Genomic DNA, 21,918 nt, shown 5'->3' with positions numbered 1-21,918 from the left:
CGCACGTGACGACGACCCCCGGCTCCCCGAGCCTGATCGCCACCCTCCCCGGGCGCTACTACACCGACCCGGAGATCTTCCGACAGGAACAGGAACTTCTGTTCGAGTCCATGTGGTTCTGTGCCGTGCGCGGCGCCGACCTGGCCGCACCGGGCACCTTCCGCACCGTCCAGGTGGGCCGCGAGAGCGTCATCGTGACCCGCACCCGCACCGGCGAGCTGCGCGCCTTCCTGAACGTCTGCCGGCACCGCGGGGCCCGGCTGTGCACGCAGGAGTCCGGCGAGGTCCGCCGCACCCTCCAGTGCCCGTACCACGCGTGGACCTACGACCTCGACGGCAAGTTGGTCGCCGCGCCCAACCTGAGCAGGATGCCGGACGTCGACCGGGAGGCGTACGGCCTGATCAAGGTGGCCCTGCGCGAGTGGCTCGGCTACGCCTGGGTGTCCCTGGCCGCCGAACCGCCGTCCTTCGAAGAGACCGTGGAGCACGCGGCCGTCGAACGGCTCGGCGACGCGGCGGCGATCGGCCACTACGGCGCCGAGCGCCTCGCCCTCGGCCGGCGGATCACCTACGACGTGCGGGCGAACTGGAAGCTGATCGTCGAGAACTTCATGGAGTGCTACCACTGCGCGACGATCCACCCCGAGCTCACCGACGTCCTGCCGGAGTTCGCCGACGGCTACGCGGCCCAGTACTACGTCGGCCACGGCGCCGCGTTCGGTGACGGCGTCCGGGGCTTCACGGTCGACGGCAGCGAGGGCTTCGCGCGACTGCCGGACGTCTCCGACGACCAGGACCGGCGCTACTACGCGATCACCGTGAAACCGACGGTCTTCATCAACCTCGTGCCGGACCACGTCATACTGCACCGCATGTTCCCGCTCGCGCAGGACCGCACGGTCGTCGAGTGCGACTGGCTGTACGCGCCGGAGATCGTCGCGTCGGGTACGGACGTGTCGAAGTCGGTGGAGCTGTTCCACCGGGTGAACGAACAGGACTTCGAGGCGTGTGAACGCACCCAGCCCGCCATGACCTCGCGGGCGTACCGCGACGGTGGTGTGCTCGTCCCGAACGAGCATCACCTCGGGATCTTCCACGAGTGGCTCATCGACCAGCTCGGAGGCGGCCATGCCTGACCTGTTCATCGACGGTGAGTGGCGGTCGGCTCTCGACGCGCGCACCCGCGAGATCCGCTGTCCCGCCGACGGCTCGCTGGTCGGGGTCGTGGACGAGGCCGGCGGCAAGGACACGGTCGAGGCGATCGCCGCCGCGCGCCGCGCCTTCGACGCGGGGCCCTGGCCGCACACCTCGGCCGACGAGCGCGGCGCGCTGCTGCTGCGCGTGGCCGGCCTCCTGGTCCGCGACAAGGCCGCGCTCGCCCGCGCCGAGTCCCTCGACACCGGCAAGCGGCTGGTGGAGAGCGAGTACGACATCGACGACGTCGCGCACTGCTTCCGCTACTTCGGCCGGCTGGTCGCGAGCGAGACCGGCCGGGTCGTCGACACCGGCACGGAAGGCGTCGACAGCAGGGTCGTGTACGAGCCCGTCGGGGTCTGCGCGCTGATCACGCCCTGGAACTATCCGCTTCTTCAGACCGCGTGGAAGGTCGCCCCGGCGCTCGCGGCGGGCAACACCTTCGTGCTGAAGCCGAGCGAGCTGACCCCGCACACCGCGATCCATCTCATGCGGCTGCTCACCGAGGCGGGGCTGCCGCCGGGCGCGGGCAACCTGATCCTGGGCGCCGGCCCGGAGGCGGGCGCTCCGCTCGGCGATCACCCGGACGTCGACCTGGTGTCCTTCACCGGCGGCCTCGGGACGGGCCGCCGGCTGATGGCGGCCGCCGCCGCGACGGTGAAGAAGGTCGCCCTCGAACTCGGTGGCAAGAACCCCAACATCGTCTTCGCGGACGCCGACTTCGACGCGGCCGTCGACATGGCGCTGACGGCCGTGTTCCTGCACTCCGGGCAGGTCTGCTCGGCGGGGGCGCGGCTGCTGGTCGAGGATCAGCTGCACGACCGATTCGTGGACGAGGTCGTGCGGCGGGCCGCGGAGATCAGGCTCGGCGGGCCGTTCGACGATCAGGCCCGGACCGGGCCGTTGATCTCCGCCGCCCACCGGGCGAAGGTCGAGGCCTACGTGGCCCGGGGGCTGGCCGAGGGAGCCGTGCTGCGGTGCGGTGGCGCCCGCCCGACGGGGGACGGTTTCGACGAGGGGTTCTACTACCTGCCCACCGTGCTGGACGAGTGCGCGGCCGGGATGTCCGTGGTCCAGGAGGAGTCCTTCGGCCCGGTCCTGACCGTCGAGCGCTTCACCGGCGAGGCCGAGGCCGTCCGGCTCGCCAACGACACGATCTACGGGCTGGCCGGCGCGGTCTGGACGAGCGACGAGGCGAGGGCCGCGCGCGTCGCGGCCCGGCTGCGGCTCGGCACGGTCTGGATCAACGACTACCACCCCTACGTCCCGCAGGCCGAGTGGGGCGGTTTCAAACAGTCCGGCTCCGGGCGCGAACTCGGGCCCTCGGGGCTCGCCGAGTACCGCGAGGCGAAGCACATCTGGCGCAACACCGCGCCCCGCGCGCAGGGGTGGTTCACGTGACGCCCCCGCGCGAGCGGACCCACGCGCGCTGAGGAGACCCACCCGCGCCAGAGAGCCCGACCGCAATAGGAGACCCACCCGTAGGAGGGGACCCACCCGCAGAGGCGGACTCACCCGCCGCAGCGGGCCCTCCGTCACCGCGAACGAACCCCCCAACCCCCCGCACCGATCCAGGCACCCGCACGAGCCGCTCCATCCCTCCTCCCCAGGCCCACCAGGAGTCCGCTCATGACGACAACCGAACGACCCTCGTCCGGACCACAAGGCCACGACGACGCCGAGCTCGCCGAGTTCGGCTACCGGCCCGAACTCAAGCGCACCCTCGGCAACTTCCACACCTTCGCCGCCGGGATCAGCTACATCTCGATCCTGACCGGCACCTTCCAGCTGTTCTACTTCGGCTACGGCAGCGGCGGCCCCGCCTACTGGTGGTCGTGGCCGATTGTCTTCGTCGGCCAGTTCATGGTCGCCCTGTGCTTCGCGGAACTGGCCGCCCGCTACCCCGTCGCGGGCTCGGTCTACAACTGGTCGAAGAAGATAGGCAATCCGCACCTGGGCTGGCTCGCCGGCTGGATGATGCTGATCGCCTCGATCGTGACGATCTCCGCCGTGGCACTGGCGTACCAGCTGACGCTGCCGCAGATCTCCTCGTTCTTCCAGTTCGTGGGCGACGGCACCGGCAAGTACGACGTGGCGACGAACGCGGTCATCCTGGCCGCGGTGTTGATCCTGTTCACCACGCTGGTGAACGCCTTCGGCGTCAAGCTGATGGCCACCATCAACACGGCGGGCGTGTTCATCGAGCTGGTCGCCACGGTCGTACTGATCGTCCTGTTCGCGGTGCACATCACCCGCGGTCCGCAGGTGGTCATGGACACCCAGGGGACGGGGGCCGGTTACTCGACCGGCTACCTCGGCGCCTTCCTGGTGGCCTCGCTCGCGTCCGCGTACGTCATGTACGGCTTCGACACGGCCGCCTCGCTCGGTGAGGAGTCCCTGAACCCGTCCCGCAACGCGCCGCGCGCCATCATCCGTGCCATCGTCGCCTCGTTCGTCCTGGGCGGGCTGGTGCTGCTGCTCGCGCTGATGAGCGTCTCCAGCCTGAAGAACGGCAAACTGTCCACGGACGGCCTGCAGTTCGTCGTGCTGGACGTGCTCGGCCCGACGGCCGGCAAGGCCATGCTGTGGTGCGTGCTGATCGCGGTCACGGTCTGCGCGCTGGCCGTGCACACGGCGGCGATCCGGCTGGCGTTCGCGATGTCCCGGGACAACAACCTGCCCGCCTCCGCGCTGCTGGCCAAGGTGAGCCCGCGCTTCAAGACCCCGGTGCTGCCGGCCGTGATCATCGGGATCCTGGCGCTGGCGATCCTCGTGGTCAACATCCGCCAGCCGCAGATCTTCACCGTCGTCACCAGCATCGGCATCGTCATGATCTACCTCGCCTACCTCGGGGTCACCGGCCCGATGCTGGTGGCCCGGCTGCGCGGCAGATGGCAGCCGGCGGGCGACGGCAAGTTCTCGCTGGGCCGCTGGGGACTGCTGGTCAACATCGTCGCGGTGCTGTGGGGCGGTGCGATGACCCTCAACCTGATCTGGCCGCGTGCCGCGGTCTACAACGCGGCCGCCCCCTTCCACTGGTACCTGAAGTGGGGCGCGGTCCTGTTCGTCGTGGTCATCGCGGGCGGTGGCTACGCCTACTACTGGTTCGTCCAGCGCCACCGCACCGGCGTGCTCGCCGACCACCGGCTGGACGACACCCCGGCCCCGCCGGCTCCGCTCGCCGCCCCGGCGGCCGACTGACGGAAGGAGGCCCCTGCTCATGAACGTCGATGAGTTCGACTACGTCGTGGTCGGCGGCGGCACCGCCGGCAACGTGGTGGCGGCCCGGCTCTCCGAGGATCCGTCGGTCACGGTGTGCGTCCTGGAGGCGGGTCCCAGCGATGTCGGCGACGACGACATCCTCCGGCTGGAACGCTGGATGGGCCTGCTGGAGTCCGGCTACGACTGGGACTACCCGGTCGAGCCGCAGGCCGCCGGCAACAGCTTCCTGCGGCACGCGCGGGCGAGGGTGCTCGGCGGCTGTTCGTCGCACAACTCCTGTATCGCCTTCTGGGCCCCGGCCGAGGACCTCGACGACTGGGCGGCCGCGGGCTGTACGGGCTGGAGCGCCGCCGACCTCTTCCCGCTGTACCGGCGGCTGGAGAACAACGACGCCCCCGGCGACCACCACGGCCGCACGGGACCGGTGAGGCTGCGCACGCTGAAGAGCGACGACCCGTGCGGCACCGCGCTGCTCCAGGCGTGCGCGCAGGCCGGGATCCCGACGGTCGCGTTCAACACCGGCACGACGGTGGTGCGCGGCGCCAACTGGTTCCAGATCAACTCCGACGAGGACAACATCCGCCAGTCGTCGTCCGTGGCGTACCTGCACCCCGTCATGGGCAAGCGGCCCAACCTGGAGGTCCGCACGGGGGTGCGGGCCAAGAAGCTGGTGCTGCGGGGGCGGCGCTGCGTCGGCGCCGAGTACCTGGACCCCGACCTGGTCCACACCCGCGCGGTCGGGGCCCGGCGCGAGGTGATCGTGTCGTGCGGCGCCATCGACTCCCCCAAGCTGCTGATGCTGTCCGGCATCGGACCGGCCGCCCACCTGCGCGAGGTCGGCGTCGAGGTGGCCGTGGACGCCGCGGGCGTCGGGGAGAACCTCCAGGACCACCCCGAGGGCGTGATCATGTGGGAGGCCGGCCGGCCGATGACCACCACGTCGAGCCAGTGGTGGGAGGCGGGCGTCTTCTACGACACCGAGCCCGGCCTGGACCGGCCGGACCTGATGTTCCACTACGGCTCCGTGCCGTTCGACATGAACACCGCCCGGCACGGCTACCCCACCTCCGAGAACGCCTTCTGCCTCACCCCCAACGTGACGCGGGCGAAGTCGCGGGGCACGGTACGGCTGCGGACCCGGGACCACCGGGACAAGCCCCGGGTGGATCCGCGGTACTTCACCCACGAGCACGACGTGCGGGTGATGACGTACGGGCTGCGTCTGGCCCGGCGGATCGCCGAGCAGCCCGCGCTGAGCGGCTGGACGGGTGCCGAACTGGCCCCCGGCCCGGACGTGCGCACCGACGACGAACTGCTCGACTACATCCACAAGACGCACAACACCGTCTACCACCCGTCCTGCACCGTGCGGATGGGTGCGGACGGCGACCCCTCGGCCCCGCTCGACGCGCGGCTGCGGGTCAAGGGGGTCGAGGGCCTCAGGGTCGCCGACGGTTCGGTGATGCCGGATCTCGTCTCCGTCAATCCGTGCATCACGACGATGATGATCGGCGAGAAGTGCGCGGACCTGCTGAAGGAGGACGCGTGACGACTAGGCGGGCCGTCTGAACATCCGGGTCGCCGTGATCTCGCTGTGCACCGACGCGTCGTCCCCGGCCGGGGCCTGCTGCGGCAGCCCCGGCCGGAGGTGTTCCTCCACGCTGATGTACTTCAGGCCCGCGCGCAGGTCGGCGTCGTTGCGCAACCGGATGACCAGCGGGAACTCCGCGAGCGCCGTGGTGTCGAACAGGCCGGTGGTGTAGAGGAGCTGGACGCCGAGCGCGTCGGACACCGCCCGCTGGAGCTCCAGCAGGTAGGTGGCGTTGGCGCGCCCGATGGGGTTGTCGAGGAAGAGCGTGCCGGCGTGCCGGTGCTTGTCGCGGCCCCGGTCGTTGGAGCGCAGGGCCGCCATCGTGCAGTACAGCGCGATGGCGGCGGTGAGCAGCTGGCCGCCGGAGAACACGTCGCCCATCTGGCCGACGGGCACCCGCTCGGCGCGCAGTACGGCGTCGGGCTTGAGGATCTCGACGGCGACGCCCTTGGGCTGGAGGGCGGCGGCGACTCCGCGCAGCAGCAGGGACATGCCGTCGCGGCGCAGGTCGGAGTTCTTCTTCACGGCGGCGCGGGTGGCCTCGTCGACGACCTCGCCGAGCCGTTCGGTGAGGACGGCCTGGTCGGGCTCCTCGAAGCGGATACGCAGGAACTCCTGCCCGGACCACTCGCCGAGCCCCTCGGGCAGCCGGGAGAGCCGCTGGGCCGAGCGCAGGGTGGCGAGGGCCGACTCCACGAGTCCGCGCAGCCGGTCCACGATCGAGTCCCGGTTGCGCTCCAGCTGCGCCAGCTCGTCGGTGAGGACGCGCAGCCGGGGCGCGAAGGCGTCCGCCCACTTCTGCGCGTGCTCGGGCAGGGCGGCGGCGGGCAGTTCGCGGATCTGCTGCCGGGCCGGGGTGCGCACCTGCTCGTAGCGCGTGGAGTTGGCGTGCCGGACGAGGATGTCGCTCGCCTCGCGCACGGACGCCTCGGCGGCGGACAGGTCGGCGGCGCAGCCGCGCAGCGAGCGGCGGGACTCGGCGGCCGTCTGCCGGGCCTCCTCCAGGCTGCCGGGATACGGCTCCGGCTCCTCCTGCTCCTCCTCGGACGCGTGCTCGCGCAGCAGGTCACGCAGCAGGGCGGCGGTCTCCTCGAAGCCGCCGACGGCGTCCTCGGCCGCCCGGTGCGTGTCCAGGAGTTCGGCGTGCGCCTCACGGGCCTGGGCCAACGCCTCGGTGCGGGAGGCGAGTTCCGCGGTGGCGGTCCGGCGCAGGGCCTGCGCGTGCTCGGCGTCGCGCGGCTGGAGCTCCTCGGACAGTTCGGTGTGCGCCGCGCCGTCCTCGGGGGCGTGTCGCTCGGCCTCGCCGCGCAGCCGTCCGAGCTGCTCGCTCGCCTGGGACATCCGGGTCTCCAGGAGCGCGACCAGTTCCTCGGCGCGCGCGGCGGCGGCCTGCCGGGACGGTCCGTCGGCGCCGTCCGTCGACTGGAGCAGTTGCTCCGCGCGCGTGCGGACCTTGTTGCTCAGCCGGTCCAGCTCGGCCCGTGCCGCGCTCTCGTCGCTCTCCGCGCGGGCCTGCTCGGCGCGCAGGTCGGCGCCGACGCCGACCTTCTCGTAGACCTGGGAGGCGGCCCGGTAGGCCTCGCGCAGCGCGGGCAGGGACGCCCTGGAGGCGTCCGGGTCGCCCTGCGGTACGTCGTCGGGGGCACCGGCGATCTCGGCGCGCTCGGCGCGCAGCGCACGGGCCGTACGCCGGGTGTCGTCGGCGGCTCGCTGGGCCGCGCGGCGGTCCTCGTCGGCGGCGCGGGCGCGCTCCAGGCAGGTCTGCGCGCGGGCCTCCGACTCGGTGGCCTCGTCGGCGAGTTCACGCAGCTTGACCTGCCAGCCGGCCCGTTCGCGCAGCCGGAAGGCGAGCCCGGCCAGGGCGTCCGCGGCGCGCCGCGCCTTCTGTGCGGCCTCCTGCCGCTCGTCGCGCACCCGCGCGGCCTCGGCGGCGGTCTCCTCCGCCTCGGCCCGCACGGTCCGCGCCTCGGCGCGTTCGGCCTCGGCCTCCTCGGCGCACGCGCGGGCGTCGCCGGCGGCCCGCTCCAGTTCCACCAGCCGTCCGGCGGGGCAGCCGGTACGCCACGAGGCGAGCCGGGCGGCGAGCTCGCGGTCCTTGCCCAGGCGCGCGGCGAGCGCCCGGATGTCGTCGTCGCGCTCCGTCGCCCGCGCCCGCAGCGCCTGCCGCTCCTCGTCGGCGGCGTGCTCGTCGTGCATGGCCGGGTTCGGCGGTACGAGGAAGACGTCGCCGTCCTGCGAGTCCGCGGCCGGGGTGGGGGCGAGCAGGGCGGCCGCGGTGCCGACCGCCACGGCCGACCGGGGCAGCAGCGCGGCGTCGCCGAGCGCCTCCCGGGCCCGGCTGTGCGAGGCCGGGTCGGTGATGATCACGCCGTCGACCAGTTCGGGGCGGGCGGCCAGCACGCGGGCGTGGTCGGCGGGGTCGACGGCCTGGGCGAGATAACGCCAGCCGGGCAGCGCGGGGATGCCGTGCTCACCGAGGAACTCCACGGTGGCCAGCACGTCCGGGCCGGGCGGCAGCAGTCCGCCGTCGCCGAGCGCGGCGAGGATGCGGGAGTCGTCGGCGGCGGCCGTGCGCAGCTCGAAGAGCTGCCGTTCGGCGGCGGAGACGGCGTCGTCGAGCAGCTCGCGCAGTTCGTCGGCGCAGCGGTCGAGCTCGGCGGGGGTGAACGCGCCGCCGGGGCCCTCCCCGTCGGCGTCCTGCCGGGGCTGGGGGATCCCCCGGTGCGCGTCGCCGGTGGTCAGGCTCAGCAGCTCCGCGAGCCGCTCCTCGCCCGCCAGTGCCTCGGCGATGCGGAGTTCGGCCTCGCGCGAGCGTTCGGTGGCGGTCGCGGCGTCCGCGGCGCGGGCCGCGGCCAGTTCCGCGCGGGACTCCGCGGCGGCCGCCTCGCGCGCGTGTTCGGTGGCCCGGCGCGAGGTCTCCCGCGCGGTGTCCCAGGCGGCGACGGCGGTCTTCTCCGCGTCGCTGGCGGCGAGGGCCGCGCGCGCGGGGTCGGCGTCGGGCGCGCTGTCGTCCAGCCAGCCCGCGCGCACCGCCTCGGCCGTCTCCTGCTCGACCTCGGTGAGGCGCTGGCGCAGGTGGCCGATCTCGCTGCGGGCGCGCTGCGACTCGGTCGCGGCGGACGTGGCGTCCCGGTGCGCCGTGTCGCTGACCTCCTGGAGGGCGGCGGACCGCTCCTCCTCCTCGTTGGCGAGGGTCTCGGCGCTCTCGGCGGCCGTGTGCAGGGCCCGTACGAGGTCTATGGCGGCCTTGGCGCGGGCGGCGAGCGCCGGGGCGGCGTCCCGCTCGGCCTCCTGGATCGCGGCGGAGACCCGGGTGACCCGGTCGGCGGCCGCGCGGTGGCGCAGCGCGGCCTCGGCGGCCTGCCAGGCGGAGTGCAGGGTGCGGGCCTCGGCGAGCTCGCGCTTCTGCGCGGCGGCGGACTTCTCGGCGACGGCGAGCGCCAGCGACGCGTGCCGGTAGGCGAGTTCCGCGGCGACCAGGGCACCGCGCCCGCGCGCGCCCTCGGCGTGGGTGACGGCGTAGGCGGCGGCCGTGACCCGCTGGGCGAGGTCGGTGGCACGCGTGCGTTCGCGCACGGCGCGGGCGGACAGCCGGCGGGCCAGGGCGCGGGTGCGCCGCTCGGCGGCCGTGTGGATGTCACGCGCGCGTGAGCGCCCCTCCGCGGCCTCGACGATCCGGCCGAGCAGGTCGGCCGACCCGGCGGTGAAGTCCCGTTCGGCGATCAGTTCGGCGCGCCGGCCCAGCTTGTTGCCGAAGCCGCCGACGAGGTCGGCGAGTCCGTCGGTGTCACGGGTGTCCGTGACGGCGCGCAGCAGCAGGTCGGTGAAGTCGGAGTCCTTCTTGACCGCGAACAGGCCCGCGGCCTCGCCCTCGTCGGCGTTCATCTCCCGCTGGTAGCGGAAGAGTTCCGGGTCGAGACCGAGGTCGCCGAGGTGCTCGATCCAGCGGTCGTGGATCTCCTCCCAGTGCACCTCCAGATGCGGGTAGGCCTTGCCGGCCTCGGTGATGGCGTCCCGGAAGCCCTTCATGGTGCGCCTGCGCCCCTGTGCGCCGGACTGGCCCTCGACCGACGGCCGTACGGCGGTGGCCTCGGCGACCGGCAGGTTGTCCAGGCTCAGCCCGGGGCCGGGCCGGAAGGAGTACCAGGCCTCGGCGAACTTCCGCGGGTCGTTGGAGACCTGGCGCCCGCGCCACTCACTGGCCTTGCCGACCACGACGCACTCGCCGGTCAGCACGTGCTGCCACTCCAGTGCCACGTGCCCGCAGTCGTCGGCGAGCAGAAACTTGCGCAGCACGCCGGAGCTGGCGCCGCCGAGCGTGTTGCGGTGGCCCGGCAGCATCACCGAGAAGATCAGCTTGAGCAGGACCGACTTGCCGCCGCCGTTCTCCAGGAAGAGCACTCCGGCGGGCGCCGGCCTGCGGGGCGGGCCGACGGGCTCGTCCTCGAAGAACTCCGCCTGGGTGGGCGCGGGATCGGGCACGGGCTCGCCCACGCCCCGCAGGTCAAGCACGGTGTCGGCGTAGCGCGCACCGGCGGGACCGATGGAGTAGAGGCGGACCCGGGACAGCTCGTACATGGCGGACTCTCGTAAGTCTTCGGCAGATCGGGGGATCGGGCGGTTCGGGGGCTTCAGGAGTGGAACGGGAGCCCGGCGTCGGCCACCAGGTCCAGGTCGTCCGTCTCCTCGGCGGGCAGCAGGGTCGGTGTGCCGTCGGTGACCGGGACGACGCCCAGTTCGATCAGCTCGGCCATGGCCGCGCCGCCGGCCATGTCGCGCACCTGGAGCTGGTAGCGGGCCGTCGTGCGGTAGGTGCCGCCGTTGTCGTCGCCGGTGCGCTGGAGGAAGCCGGAGTCGGTGAGGAAGGCGGCGGCCTTGCCGACGATGCCGGTGGTGGAGCCGGCCAGCCGGCGCGCGTCCTTGGTGGCGCCGGTCGCGCTGCGTCTGATCCAGATCCGCCAGGCGGCCTCCAGGCCGGGGGCGTCGGTGGCGGGGTCGGTGTTCTCGCCCTGTTCGTCGGCGCGCTCCTCCAGCCGGCGGCAGGCCTGCCGGACGAAGGCGTCGACCCCGTTGACGCTGACCCGGCCGATGTAGCCGTCGTCGGCGAGGTCCTCCGGCCGCGGGAACGCCATGGCGGCGACCGCGAGGTGGGCCAGCCCGTGCAGGAACCGGTCGGCGGAGTCGGCGGACGTGCGCCGCGCGTAGTCGCCCATGCGAACGGCGAACACGGAGTCCTCGGCCGCGGTCACGGCCATCCCCGCGCGCGGGGACACCTCGAGGACGACGAGCCCGAGCCCGGCGGCGACGGCGTCGGCGAGCCGCGCGAACGGCGGATCCTCCCGGTAGCGCCGCAGCAGCTCCGTGTACTCCTGGTCGCGCGCGGGCTGGAGCTTGGGCTGCAGTCCGAAGGCGACGAGCCGCGCCGCGTCGGCGGCGTCGGCGGGGGTGACGGCGGCGGTCGCCGGCGCGGGACCGGCGTCCGGCTCACTCCACTCGACGTGCTCGGTCACGGTCGGGGCTCCTCGCTGCGCTGATGGTCGTTCATGGGGTTCTCGGCCCGGTTCACGCCGCCTCCGTCCGGTCCGCCGCCATCCCGGCGGCGTCCAGGAGGGCGGTGCCGACGATCAGGTCGGCCCCGCCGAACTCCGGGTCGTCCAGCTCCGTCCCGTCGTCCACCGCGAACAGGAGTTTCTGTTCGCCCTGGCGGTAGGCCGTGCCGACCGGCGGGCTGGCCGCGTGCACGGCCAGCAGCGCCACCAGGTAGGGCAGTTCGGCATCGCGTCGGCGCGCTTCGGCGAGGAGGCCCGACAGCCGCCGCGGCGCGTCCGCCGGCAGGTCGAGCAGTTCCATCGCCGTCGCCAGCTGGCCTTCGCTGAACCGGCTGTCGTCCGGTGTGGCGATCAGCTCGGGCTCGGGCATCTCCGCCCCGAGGTGCTCGCGTTCCACCGGTGGCGTCAGCAGGATGTCGACCAGGTCCCCGACCCGGACCGACACCGGTGTGCGCAGGCCGGTGCCCCGGGCGAAGAACGCGTCGGTGACCCGGACCGTCCGCTCCAGCGGCAGCGGCAGGACCGGCGCGACGAGGTGGCCGTACAGGTCGATGCCGGACGTGGTCATCGGTGTGGCGAAGGCCTGCCGGTCCTGCTCGGCGCGGAACAGCGGCCCGGCCTCCAGCAGTCGCGACTGCAACTGCGTGTGGCGCCGGATGCAGTCCTTCACGATGTCGACGAGTTCGGCGGCCCGCCGCTTGTGCTCGGGGTCCTCGGACTCGTCGCGCGCTCTGCGGATGTTCGTCAGGATCGCGTTCTCGTGGCGGTAGCGGTCGGCGACGTGGTCGAGGGCCTCGGCGATCATGTCGGGCACGGTGTTGAGCCAGTCCACGGCCCGTACGTTGCGCCGGGTCGCGTCGAGCGCCCGGCGCAGGGTCTCGGCGTACTGCACGGTCCGGTACCGGGCCTGCTCGGCGGCGAGCTGGGCGTCGGCGAGCCGGCCGCGGCTGATGAGCACCTCCAGCTTGACCTCGGCGGCGATCTGGGCGCTGGTGACGTCGGTGTCGAGGGCGCCGACGAGGACGTTCACCGCCTCGTCGGTGGTCCGCAGGTAGACGCTGCCGCCCGGGCCGGGAACCTCTTCGATCAGCTTGAAGTCGTAGTCGCGGCGCACATAGCTGCCGTCGGTGGCGAACGTGCCGTACACGGCGCGGAAGCCGCGGTCGACGCTGCCGACGTTGATCAGGTTCTCCAGGACCCAGCGGCCCACGCGCTCGTGCTCGGCGGCGGACCGCCCCGGGGCCTGCGCGGCGATGCGCGGGATGAGCCTGGCCACTATCTGGTCGTGGTCGGCGCCCGTGTCGAAGTCCATGTTCAGGGTGACGAGGTCGATCGCGGCGAGGGCGAGTTCCGCCATGCCGTACACCGAGTACTCACCCGCGAGGTTGGCCTTGCGCGCGTCGAGGTCGTGGATCGGCGCGGTGCAGGCGAGCGCGCGCAGCCGCCGCGCCAGCCCCTCGTCGGCGGCCGGCCCCGGTGCGAGCCGCGCCGCCGCGCTGAGCTGGGGCGGAACACGGTCCGTCGATGCAGGCGAAGTCACGGTGCACAGACTAGGTCCTCCGTGTGACAACGGCCCAAACGACGCAGATGCCCCCCGGGGTCGCGGTCGTCACACCGCCCTGGTGAGGGCACGCCGCCCGGACCGGCCGCCTTCCCGGACCCACCGCCCGGCCTGCTCGCCCCGCCCTGGACCCGTCGCCCCGGCCGCTCGCCCTCGCCCAGCCACCGCCCGGGCCAGTCGCCCTCCCGGACCCACCGCCCGGCCCACTCGCCCTCGCCGAGCCGCCGCCCGGGCTACTCCCCCTCGCCGACCCGCCGCCGGTACACCTCGACGACCCGCTCCAGCGAATCCGCGAGGTAGATCTGGAGCAGCTTCTCGGCGCCCTCCTTGTCCCGCGTCTGGAGGGCCTGGAGGATCTGTCGGTTGCGGGCGAGGTAGGGCTCGTGGAGCCGCCGGGGGTCGTCCACGATGTGGAAGGCCAGGCGCAGCTCCGCGAAGACGCTGCGCATCAGCTCGTCGGTGCGCTCGCTGCCGGCCAGGGCGACGAGTTCCCGGTGGAAGTGGATATTGGCCGTACCCACCGCTTTCCAGTCATCCTCAAGCGCGGCCGTCTGCCCCGCGGTGACCGCGGCGGCCAGGTCCTGGACCGCGTACGGCGGCTCGCCGAGCCCGCGTACGACGGCGCACTCGACGAGGGCCCGGGTGCGGTAGATGTCCTCGACGTCCTCGACGCTCAGGACCCGCACGAAGACGCCCCGGTTGAGTTCGTGGACCAGCAGGCGTTCGTGGGTGAGCAGCCGGAACGCCTCGCGCAGGGTGTTGCGGGAGACGCCGAGCGCCCCGCCGATGCTGTCCTCCGACAGGCGCGTGCCCGGCGGGAAGTAGCCGTCGGCGATCCGGCTTCTGAGGATGTCGGAGACCCGTTCGGCGGTGCTGGTGCGCCCGAGGAGCGCGCGGTCGTCGGCCAGTCCCGTCAGCTGCTCTGCCATGCCCGGAATTCAATCGCAGATACAAGGACGAAACAACGGGGGTATTGAAGGATCGTTGAACGATCCCCTACGGTGCTACGCACGGTGCCGCCCCCGTCCCCAGGGCGACGCCCGCGCTCCCGCACGGCACGGCTCAGTCCCAGCACCCTCTGTCATCCCACTGCGAGGTGCCCATGAGCACGACTCCCCCAGCTCGGTCCCTGACCCCCGAAAGCCCCACCGCCACGGGCGAACGCTCCCCCGAGGACGGCGCGTTGGGCTGGCTGCACGCCCTCGGTCCGCGTGGCCGCCGCGCCTTCGGCGGCGCGTTCGGCGGCTACGCCCTGGACTCCTACGACTACTTCACCCTCCCGCTGAGCATGGTCGCGCTGGCGGCCTACTTCGGCCTGGACAGCGGCCAGACAGGCCTGTTCACCACCGTCACGCTGGTGGTCTCGGCGATCGGCGGCGCCCTCGCGGGGGTCTTCGCCGACCGGGTCGGCCGGGTCAAGGCGCTGATGGTCACGGTGATCACCTACGCCGTGTTCACGGTCGCCTGCGGCTTCGCGCCGAACTACGAGACACTGCTGGTCTTCCGGGCCCTCCAGGGCCTCGGCTTCGGCGGCGAGTGGGCGGTCGGCGCGATCCTGGTCGCCGAGTACGCGAGCGCCAGACACCGCGGCCGCACGCTGGGCGCGGTCCAGAGTTCGTGGGCCGTGGGCTGGGCGCTGGCCGCGGTCGTCTACACGCTGGTCTTCTCCTTCCTGGGCGACGACCTGGCCTGGCGCGTGATGTTCTGGACCGGCGCCCTGCCCGCGCTGCTCGTCGTGTGGGTCCGGCGCCGGGTGGAGGACGCGCCCGAGGCGGCCGAGGCGCGGGAGAGGAACCCGCGCAAGGGCTCGTTCGCCGCGATCTTCAAGCCGGGCACGGCCGGCGCGCCGGGCCTGCTGCGCACGACGGTCTTCGCGGTCCTGCTCTCCACGGGTGTCCAGGGCGGCTACTACACCCTCGCCACCTGGGTGCCGACCTACCTGAAGTCGGAACGCGGGCTGTCGGTCGTCGGCACGGGCGGCTATCTGACCTTCCTGATCTCGGGTGCCTTCATCGGCTACCTCACCGGCGGCTACCTCACCGACCGGCTGGGCCGCCGGCGCAACATCTGGCTCTTCGCCCTGCTGTCGGCGGTGTGCATCCTGGCGTACGCCAACATCCCGGACGGCGCCAACACCCTGCTCCTGGTGCTCGGTTTCCCGCTCGGCTTCTGCATGTCGGCGATCTTCAGCGGCTTCGGCTCGTACCTGAGCGAGCTGTACCCCACCGAGGTGCGGGGCACGGGACAGGGCTTCACGTACAACACCGGCCGCGCCGTGGGCGCCGTCTTCCCCACCACCGTCGGTTTCCTGGCCGACAGCTGGGGCGTGGGCGGCGCGCTGGTCTTCGGCGCGATCGGCTACGGCCTGGCGGCACTCGCGCTGCTGGGGCTGCCGGAGACGCGCGGGAAGGAACTGGAGTGAACCGCACGCAGGACCGTCCCACGCCCGGCACGGTGGATCGTCCCCTGACCCTCGTCGACGCGTACGCGCACGCGTGGAGCCCGAGGACCGCCCGCGACCGTTTCCGCGCGGGCCTGTCCGGTCCGACGGCCGGGGTCGCGGCCGGCCACACCCAGGTCAACCTGATCTCGGTGCCCGCCGACTGGGCCTACGACATGCTGCTGTTCTGCCAGCGCAACCCCAAGCCCTGCCCCGTGCTGGACGTCACGGACGCGGGCGCGTGGACCACCGTCCTCGCGGACGGCGCCGACCTGCGCACCGATCTGCCGCGCTACCGGGTGTGGCGGGACGGCAAGCTGGTGGACGAGCCGACGGACGTGCGCGGCTACTGGCGCGAGGACCTGGTGACGTTCCTGATCGGCTGCAGCTTCACCTTCGAGTGGGCGCTGGCCGGGGCGGGCGTACCGGTCCGGCACATCGAGCAGGGGCGCAACGTCCCGATGTACGTGACGTCCCGGCAGTGCCGGCCGGCGGGACGGCTGCACGGCCCCTTGGTGGTGTCCATGCGCCCGGTGCCGCCGGAGCATCTGGCGGCCGCCATCCGGGAGAGCAGTCTGCTCCCGGCGGTGCACGGCAGCCCCGTCCACTGCGGCGACCCCGCGGGGCTCGGCATCGGCGACCTCACCCGTCCCGACTTCGGTGACCCGGTGGAGGCGGACCCGGACGACATCCCGGTGTTCTGGGCCTGCGGAGTGACCCCGCAGGCCGCCGTGATGGCCTCGCGTCCGCCGTTCGCCCTCACCCACGCCCCGGGACAGATGTTCCTCACCGACGCCCGCGACGAGCAGTACCGCGTGGCCTGAGCAGGAGAGACTACGAAGCCATGACCTCCATCGATCTCAACGCCGACCTCGGCGAGGGCTTCGGCCGCTGGCGGCTGACCGACGACGAGCAGCTGTTGTCCGTCGTGACCAGCGCCAATGTGGCGTGCGGCTTCCACGCCGGGGACGCGGTCACCATGCGGCGCGTGTGCGAACTGGCGGCCGAGCGCGGTGTGACGATCGGCGCCCAGGTCTCCTACCGGGACCTGGCCGGGTTCGGGCGGCGCGCGATGGACGTGCCGTCCGCCGAGCTGGCCGCCGAAGTGGCGTACCAGATCGGCGCCTTGGAGGTCTTCGCCCGCGCGGCCGGCGCGCGCGTGGCGTACGTCAAGCCGCACGGCGCGCTCTACCACCGTGTCGTGCGGGACGAGGAGCAGGCCGGCGCCGTCGTCGCCGGCGTGCTCCTCGCCGACGCGGCGCTGCCGGTGCTCGGGCTGCCCGGCTCGCGCCTGCTGGAACTGGCCGCGGAGGCGGGCCTGCCGGCCGTCACGGAGGCGTTCGCGGACCGCGCGTACACCGAGCGGGGCACGCTCGTGCCGCGCGGCCGGGACGGTGCCGTGGTCACCGACCCGGAGGCCGTGGTGGAGCGCTCGGTGGGCCTGGCCCGTCTCGGCGTGGTCACCGCCGACACCGGGGCGCGGATCGAGGTACGCGCGCGTTCCCTGTGCCTGCACGGCGACACGCCCGGCGCGGTGGAGCTGGCCCGACGGGTCCGGCGGCACCTGGAGGAGGCGGGCGTCCGGGTGGAGGCCTTCGTATGAGGGCGCTGCCCGTCGGTGACGACGCGCTGCTCGTGGAGGTCTCCTCGGACGCGGAGGCCCAGGCCCTGCACGCCGAGTTGCTGCGCCGCCGGGCGCGGGGCCTGCTCGTGGTCCGCGAGATCGTCCCGGCGGCCCGCACGGTCCTGCTCGACGGCGTCGAGGCACCGGCCCGGCTGGCGTCCGAACTGACCTCCGCCGAGGTGCCGTCCGCCGCCTCGCCCGCCGCGGACTCCGTCGAGATCCCGGTGCGCTACGACGGCCCCGACCTCGCCGACGTCGCCTCCCACTGGGGTGTGGAGGCGCCGGAGGTGGCCCGCGTCCACGCGGCCACCGAGTTCCGCGTCGCCTTCTGCGGCTTCGCCCCGGGCTTCGGCTATCTCACCGGTCTGCCCCCGCGCTACGACGTCCCGCGCCGGGCCACCCCGCGCACGGCGGTCCCGGCCGGGGCGGTGGCGCTGGCGGGTCCTTACACGGGTGTCTACCCGCGCGCGTCGCCCGGCGGCTGGCAACTGATCGGGCGCACGGACGCGGTGCTGTGGGACCACACGCGCGTGCCGGCCGCGCTGTTGACACCCGGCACGCGCGTCCGCTTCGTCGCGGTGGGGGGCGTATGACCGACCGCGCGCTCGCCGTCGTACGGGCCGGGGCGCTGACGACCGTGCAGGACCTGGGGCGCCTGGGACACGCCCATCTCGGCGTGCCCCGCTCGGGGGCGCTCGACGCGCCCGCGGCGGCGCTCGTCAACCGGCTGGTCGGCAACCCGCCGGAGGCCGCCGTACTGGAGACCACGCTGAACGGCTGCGCGCTGCGTCCGCGATCCACGGTCACCGTGGCGGTCGGGGGCGCGCCCTGCCCGGTCACCGTGGGCGGCCGCCCGGCCGCCTGGGGGGCACCGGTGCGCGTCCCCGCGGGCGCGCTCCTGGAGGTGGGTGCGGCCGTGTGCGGCATCCGCAGTTACGTGGCGGTCTGCGGCGGCATCTCGGTCGAGCCGGTGCTCGGCAGCCGTTCCACGGATCTGCTCTCGGGCCTCGGCCCGCCACCGCTCACGGACGACTCCGTGCTGCCCCTCGGCCCGGTCACCGGTCCGCACGCGCGCGTGGACGCCGCCCCGCAGCCGGGGCCGCCGACGGAACTCGTCCTGCGGGTGACGCTCGGTCCGCGCGACGACTGGTTCACGCCGGAGGCGGTGGGGGTCTTCACGTCCCGCGTCTACCGGGTGTCGTCCGCGAGCAACCGCATCGGCCTGCGGACGGAGGGGCCCGCGCTCCAGCGGGCGCGCCCCGGCGAACTGCCCAGCGAGGGCGTGGTGCTGGGCGCGGTCCAGGTCCCGCCGGACGGCCGCCCGGTGGTCTTCCTCGCCGATCACCCGACCACCGGGGGCTACCCGGTGATCGGGGTCGTGCGTGCCGTCGACCTCCCGTCGGCCGCGCAGGCCCGGCCCGGCATCCCGGTCCGGTTCGTGGCCGTGCGCCGCCGCTGAGGCCCTACGCGACGTCCGCCTGCTCCACCGCCGTGAGCGCGGCGAGCGCGGTGGACACCGCGGCCGAGGCCCGCAGGTCGAGCCGGGCGCTCGTACCGCGGGCCCGGTGACGCATCTCGTCGGCGGCGAGCGTGAGCAGCTGCGGCAGCAGGTCGGTGCACCGCCGGGCCACCCAGGCGGTGCCCGCGGTGGCCAGCCACAACAGGCTCGCCGACTTGGTCGGCGTCGGGAACTCGGGCTCGGGCGCGGGCTCGACGCCGCTCGCGCGGCCCTTCTCCGCCAGCAGCGCGTGGAAGCGCGTGGCCAGCTGCCGGTGCCCCCGCTCGCCGGGGTGCAGCCGGTCCGCGCTCCACATGGCGCGGTCGGTGAGCCACGCGCCCTCGGCCGCGTGCAGGTGCACCGCCCCGTACCGCTCGGACAGCGCGTGCACCACGGCGTTGACCGCGCGCTGCCGCCGGGCCAGCGGCCGGGCCAGGGCGCCCGGGAGCCGGAGCATCGCCCCGGGATCGGGCAGGCACGCCGTGAGCAGCACCGCGCCCCGTGCGGTGAAGGCCGCGTACACCTTGTCCAGCCGTGCGGCGACGGCGTGGATGTCGAAGGTGCAGCGCAGCGTGTCGTTGACGCCGATGACGACGGACACCACGTCCGGGTCCAGGGCGAGCCCGTCCGGTGTCTGCCGTTCCAGCACGTCCCGCGTCTGCGCCCCGCTGACCGCGAGGTTGGTGAAGTCGACGGGCCCGGCGGCGAGCCCGCCGGCGAGCAGCGCGGCCCAGCCACGCCACCCCTCCCCCACGGGGTCGCCCACCCCCTCGGTCAGCGAGTCCCCGAGTGCCACGAAGCGGACCGGTCTCATGCGGCACTCCCCGGCACGACGGGGCTCATCCGTACGGTCGGTGCCGGCGCGTCGTGCGCGGCCAGGAACGCGTCGACCGCGATGTTCCAGCCGAAGCACTCCGCACGCGCGCGTGCGGCTTCCCGTCGCTCCGCCTCGGAGCGGGTGAGGAGCTGCTCCACCGCGTCCGCGAAGGCGTCACCGTTGTCGGCGGCGGTGGCACCGGCCGACCCGATGACCTCGGGCAGCGCGGACGAGGCACTCGCCACGACCGGCGTGCCGCAGGCCATCGCCTCCAGCGCGGCGAGCCCGAACGTCTCGGCGGGCCCCGGGGCCAGACAGACGTCGGCGGACGCCTGGAGCCCGCCCAGCAGCGCGCGGTCGGCGACGTGCCCGAGGAAGGTGACCGGCAGTCCGCGCTCCCGCGCGCGCTGTTCGAGCCGGGCCCGCAGGGGGCCGTCCCCGGCCACCACCAGCACCGTGCGCCGGCCGCGCCGCAGCAGCGCCTCCAAGGCGTCGAGTGCCGTGCCGGGCCGCTTCTCCACGGACAGCCGGGAGCACATCACCAGCAGCGTCTCGTCCTCGCGTGCGTGCCGGTCCCGCAGCCCCGGGTCGCGCAGCGTGGGGTGCCGGTCCACCAGATCGACGCCCAGGGGAGCCCGTACGACGTTGCGGGCCCCGATCCGGATGAACTCGCGCTCGGCGAACTCGGTGGTGCACACCACGCGCGCGTAGGTGTGCGCCGTACGGACGTTGAGGGCGTCGGAGGCGCGGCGGGCCGCTCCTTCCGACAGCCCCCAGGTGCGCAGGACCCCGTCGGCGGTCTCGTGGGAGACCATCACGGCGGGGACCCGGGCGCGCCGCGCCCACTTGCCGGTCCACCGCAGGGTGGTGCGGTCGGACACCTCCAGCCGGTCGGGTCCGAGCTCTTCGAGGAGCCGGGCCACCCGCCGCTTGTCGGTGAGCACGCGGTAGCCGCCGGTGCCGGGCAGCAGCGGCCCGGGCAGGGTGATCACCCGGCCCTGCTCGGTCTCGCGGTCGGTGTGCCGCTCGCCGGGGACGATGAGGACGGGCTCGTGCCCCGCCTCCTTGAAGCCCTTGCCCAGCTCGCGCAGCGCGGTGCGCAGTCCGCCGGAGGCGGGGGCGACGAAGTTGGCGAGTCTGACGATGCGCAGGCCGCTCATGCCGCCACCACCGGCTTCCGCTTCCGCGCGGCGAGGACGTCCGCGTAGTGCCCGATGAGCAGGTCGCCGACGGCCGACCAGGTCCGCCCCTTCACCATCTCGTGTCCCGCGGCGCCGTAGGCGGCGCGCAGGGCGGGGTCGGCGGCCAGCGCGGCCACCGCGTTCCGTACGGCGTCGGCGTCGCGCGGCGGCACCAGGAGCCCGGTGCGGCCGTGGGCCACCAGGTCCAGCGGACCGCCCGCGGCCGGCGCCACGACGGGCACACCGCTGGCCATGGCCTCCTGCACGGTCTGGCAGAAGGTCTCGAAGGGGCCGGTGTGCACGAAGACGTCCAGGGAGGCGAAGGTGCGGGCGAGGTCGTGGCCGGTCTGGCGTCCCAGGAAGACCGCGCCGGGCAGCGCCTCGCCGAGGCTCGTCCGGCTGGGTCCGTCGCCCACCACCACGACCCGTACGCCGTCCAGGCCGCAGACACCGGACAGGAGCTCGATCTGCTTCTCGGGCGCGAGCCGTCCGACGTAGCCGACGATCAGCTCGCCGTTGGGGGCGAGTTCGCGCCGCAGTGCCTCGTCCCGGTGCTCGGGGCGGAAGCGGGTGCTCTCCACCCCGCGGGGCCACAGCTTCACCCGGGGCACCGCATGGGCCTCGAGGTCGTGCTGGGCCGAGGTCGACGGGGCGAGGGTGAGGTCGGCGGCGGCGTGGACGGAGCGGATGCGCCGCCAGGCCGCGGCCTCGCCCGCGCCCATGTAGGTGCGGGCGTATCCGGCGAGGTCGGTCTGGTAGACGGCGACGGCCGGGAGGCCGAGCCGGGCCGCGGCCGCCATCCCGCGCACGCCGAGGACGAAGGGGCTGGCCAGATGGACGATGTCGGCGCGGTGCTCGGTGATGGCCGCGGCAACGCGTCGGCTGGGGAGGGCGACGCGGACCTGCGGGTAGCCGGGGAGCGGGATGGAGGGGACACGGACGACGGGGCACGGCGCTAGAGCGTCGGGCCCGTTGCCGGCGGCGGTGGCCGGGGCGACGACGATGGGAGCGTGACCGCGATCGACGAGGTGCCGGACGGTCTGGAGCGCGCAGTGGGCCACGCCGTTCACATCGGGGGGAAAGGATTCGGTCACGATGACGACACGCATACGGGTGTTCTCGCCGTGCTGGACGTGGTCGCGTCAACGTGGATCTTTCCGTACGAGGAACGTCCCATTGACGTTGGGCTGCACGCCCGAGCAGGTCAGGCCCCGTCCATGCCCGCCTGACCCGCGAGTCAC

The 21,918-nt window shown here is 73.8% G+C and carries 16 protein-coding genes; 9 read left to right on the top strand and 7 right to left on the bottom strand.

What is annotated here, in order from left to right:
* Positions 1 to 5 precede the first annotated feature (5 nt).
* From ACWCQK_RS20700 to ACWCQK_RS20685, 4 genes are all read left to right on the top strand, one after another.
* The gene (locus ACWCQK_RS20700; RefSeq protein WP_451156818.1) at positions 6 to 1,136 is read left to right on the top strand and encodes an aromatic ring-hydroxylating oxygenase subunit alpha; all 1,131 of its coding nucleotides are present in this window, start codon (positions 6 to 8) and stop codon (positions 1,134 to 1,136) included.
* Positions 1,129 to 2,595: an aldehyde dehydrogenase family protein gene (locus tag ACWCQK_RS20695; RefSeq protein ID WP_451156816.1), complete on the top strand. Its 1,467-nt coding sequence runs from the start codon at positions 1,129 to 1,131 to the stop codon at positions 2,593 to 2,595. The genes ACWCQK_RS20700 and ACWCQK_RS20695 overlap by 8 nt, the downstream gene beginning before the upstream one ends.
* Positions 2,596 to 2,823: 228 nt before the next feature.
* Positions 2,824 to 4,395: an APC family permease gene (locus tag ACWCQK_RS20690; RefSeq protein ID WP_451156814.1), complete on the top strand. Its 1,572-nt coding sequence runs from the start codon at positions 2,824 to 2,826 to the stop codon at positions 4,393 to 4,395.
* Positions 4,396 to 4,414: 19 nt separating this feature from the next.
* Positions 4,415 to 5,965, top strand: a complete 1,551-nt coding sequence (locus tag ACWCQK_RS20685; protein WP_451156812.1) for a GMC family oxidoreductase — start codon at positions 4,415 to 4,417, stop codon at positions 5,963 to 5,965.
* Positions 5,966 to 5,968: 3 nt separating this feature from the next.
* On the opposite strand, the gene ACWCQK_RS20680 is transcribed toward ACWCQK_RS20685, so the two are convergent.
* From ACWCQK_RS20680 to ACWCQK_RS20665, 4 genes are all read right to left on the bottom strand, one after another.
* The gene (locus ACWCQK_RS20680) at positions 5,969 to 10,585 is read right to left on the bottom strand and encodes a hypothetical protein (protein ID WP_451156810.1); all 4,617 of its coding nucleotides are present in this window, start codon (positions 10,583 to 10,585) and stop codon (positions 5,969 to 5,971) included.
* 53 nt (positions 10,586 to 10,638) lie between these two features.
* Positions 10,639 to 11,517, bottom strand: a complete 879-nt coding sequence (locus ACWCQK_RS20675) for a hypothetical protein (protein WP_451156808.1) — start codon at positions 11,515 to 11,517, stop codon at positions 10,639 to 10,641.
* Positions 11,518 to 11,569: 52 nt separating this feature from the next.
* A complete protein-coding gene (locus ACWCQK_RS20670; RefSeq protein ID WP_451156806.1) occupies positions 11,570 to 13,096 on the bottom strand; it encodes a hypothetical protein in 1,527 nt (508 codons plus the stop codon).
* Between the two features lie 254 nt (positions 13,097 to 13,350).
* Complete coding sequence (locus ACWCQK_RS20665; RefSeq protein WP_451156804.1) at positions 13,351 to 14,046, bottom strand: GntR family transcriptional regulator; 696 nt, start codon at positions 14,044 to 14,046, stop codon at positions 13,351 to 13,353.
* A 173-nt stretch (positions 14,047 to 14,219) separates the two neighbouring features.
* Here ACWCQK_RS20665 and ACWCQK_RS20660 point away from each other — a divergent pair, with 173 nt between their 5' ends.
* From ACWCQK_RS20660 to ACWCQK_RS20640, 5 genes are read left to right on the top strand one after another with little or no spacing between them, the layout of a single operon-like run.
* The gene (locus ACWCQK_RS20660; RefSeq protein WP_451156802.1) at positions 14,220 to 15,539 is read left to right on the top strand and encodes an MFS transporter; all 1,320 of its coding nucleotides are present in this window, start codon (positions 14,220 to 14,222) and stop codon (positions 15,537 to 15,539) included.
* Positions 15,536 to 16,381, top strand: coding sequence for a putative hydro-lyase (locus ACWCQK_RS20655; RefSeq protein WP_451156800.1), 846 nt, complete (start codon positions 15,536 to 15,538; stop codon positions 16,379 to 16,381). The genes ACWCQK_RS20660 and ACWCQK_RS20655 overlap by 4 nt, the downstream gene beginning before the upstream one ends.
* A gap of 20 nt (positions 16,382 to 16,401) precedes the next feature.
* Complete coding sequence (locus ACWCQK_RS20650) at positions 16,402 to 17,160, top strand: LamB/YcsF family protein (protein ID WP_451156798.1); 759 nt, start codon at positions 16,402 to 16,404, stop codon at positions 17,158 to 17,160.
* Entirely contained in the window at positions 17,157 to 17,774 is a 618-nt protein-coding gene (locus ACWCQK_RS20645) for a 5-oxoprolinase subunit B family protein (protein ID WP_451156796.1), read from the top strand. The genes ACWCQK_RS20650 and ACWCQK_RS20645 overlap by 4 nt, the downstream gene beginning before the upstream one ends.
* Entirely contained in the window at positions 17,771 to 18,640 is an 870-nt protein-coding gene (locus tag ACWCQK_RS20640) for a 5-oxoprolinase subunit C family protein (RefSeq protein WP_451156794.1), read from the top strand. Before ACWCQK_RS20645 ends, ACWCQK_RS20640 begins: the two co-directional genes overlap by 4 nt.
* Before the next feature lie 4 nt (positions 18,641 to 18,644).
* Here ACWCQK_RS20640 and ACWCQK_RS20635 read toward each other — a convergent pair whose 3' ends face one another.
* The 3 genes from ACWCQK_RS20635 to ACWCQK_RS20625 are packed head-to-tail and all read right to left on the bottom strand — an operon-like array spanning position 18,645 to position 21,786.
* Complete coding sequence (locus tag ACWCQK_RS20635; RefSeq protein WP_451156792.1) at positions 18,645 to 19,493, bottom strand: SGNH/GDSL hydrolase family protein; 849 nt, start codon at positions 19,491 to 19,493, stop codon at positions 18,645 to 18,647.
* Positions 19,490 to 20,656 (bottom strand): glycosyltransferase, encoded by a 1,167-nt coding sequence (locus ACWCQK_RS20630; protein ID WP_451156790.1) that lies wholly within the window; start codon positions 20,654 to 20,656, stop codon positions 19,490 to 19,492. Before ACWCQK_RS20630 ends, ACWCQK_RS20635 begins: the two co-directional genes overlap by 4 nt.
* A complete protein-coding gene (locus tag ACWCQK_RS20625; protein ID WP_451156788.1) occupies positions 20,653 to 21,786 on the bottom strand; it encodes a glycosyltransferase family 4 protein in 1,134 nt (377 codons plus the stop codon). The genes ACWCQK_RS20630 and ACWCQK_RS20625 overlap by 4 nt, the downstream gene beginning before the upstream one ends.
* Positions 21,787 to 21,918 lie beyond the last annotated feature (132 nt).

The sequence above is a fragment of the Streptomyces sp. NPDC002306 genome (assembly GCF_053593435.1).
Note: the sequence above shows the minus strand (reverse complement) of the source record. Positions and strands in the feature narration are given on the sequence as shown.

Coding starts and splice junctions, on each gene's coding strand:
- ACWCQK_RS20695 (WP_451156816.1), top strand. CDS start 1,129: ATGCCTGACCTGTTCATCGACGGTGAGTGGCGGTCGGCTCTCGACGCG.
- ACWCQK_RS20690 (WP_451156814.1), top strand. CDS start 2,824: ATGACGACAACCGAACGACCCTCGTCCGGACCACAAGGCCACGACGAC.
- ACWCQK_RS20685 (WP_451156812.1), top strand. CDS start 4,415: ATGAACGTCGATGAGTTCGACTACGTCGTGGTCGGCGGCGGCACCGCC.
- ACWCQK_RS20680 (WP_451156810.1), bottom strand. CDS start 10,585: ATGTACGAGCTGTCCCGGGTCCGCCTCTACTCCATCGGTCCCGCCGGT.
- ACWCQK_RS20665 (WP_451156804.1), bottom strand. CDS start 14,046: ATGGCAGAGCAGCTGACGGGACTGGCCGACGACCGCGCGCTCCTCGGG.
- ACWCQK_RS20660 (WP_451156802.1), top strand. CDS start 14,220: ATGAGCACGACTCCCCCAGCTCGGTCCCTGACCCCCGAAAGCCCCACC.
- ACWCQK_RS20650 (WP_451156798.1), top strand. CDS start 16,402: ATGACCTCCATCGATCTCAACGCCGACCTCGGCGAGGGCTTCGGCCGC.
- ACWCQK_RS20645 (WP_451156796.1), top strand. CDS start 17,157: ATGAGGGCGCTGCCCGTCGGTGACGACGCGCTGCTCGTGGAGGTCTCC.
- ACWCQK_RS20640 (WP_451156794.1), top strand. CDS start 17,771: ATGACCGACCGCGCGCTCGCCGTCGTACGGGCCGGGGCGCTGACGACC.
- ACWCQK_RS20635 (WP_451156792.1), bottom strand. CDS start 19,493: ATGAGACCGGTCCGCTTCGTGGCACTCGGGGACTCGCTGACCGAGGGG.
- ACWCQK_RS20630 (WP_451156790.1), bottom strand. CDS start 20,656: ATGAGCGGCCTGCGCATCGTCAGACTCGCCAACTTCGTCGCCCCCGCC.
- ACWCQK_RS20625 (WP_451156788.1), bottom strand. CDS start 21,786: ATGCGTGTCGTCATCGTGACCGAATCCTTTCCCCCCGATGTGAACGGC.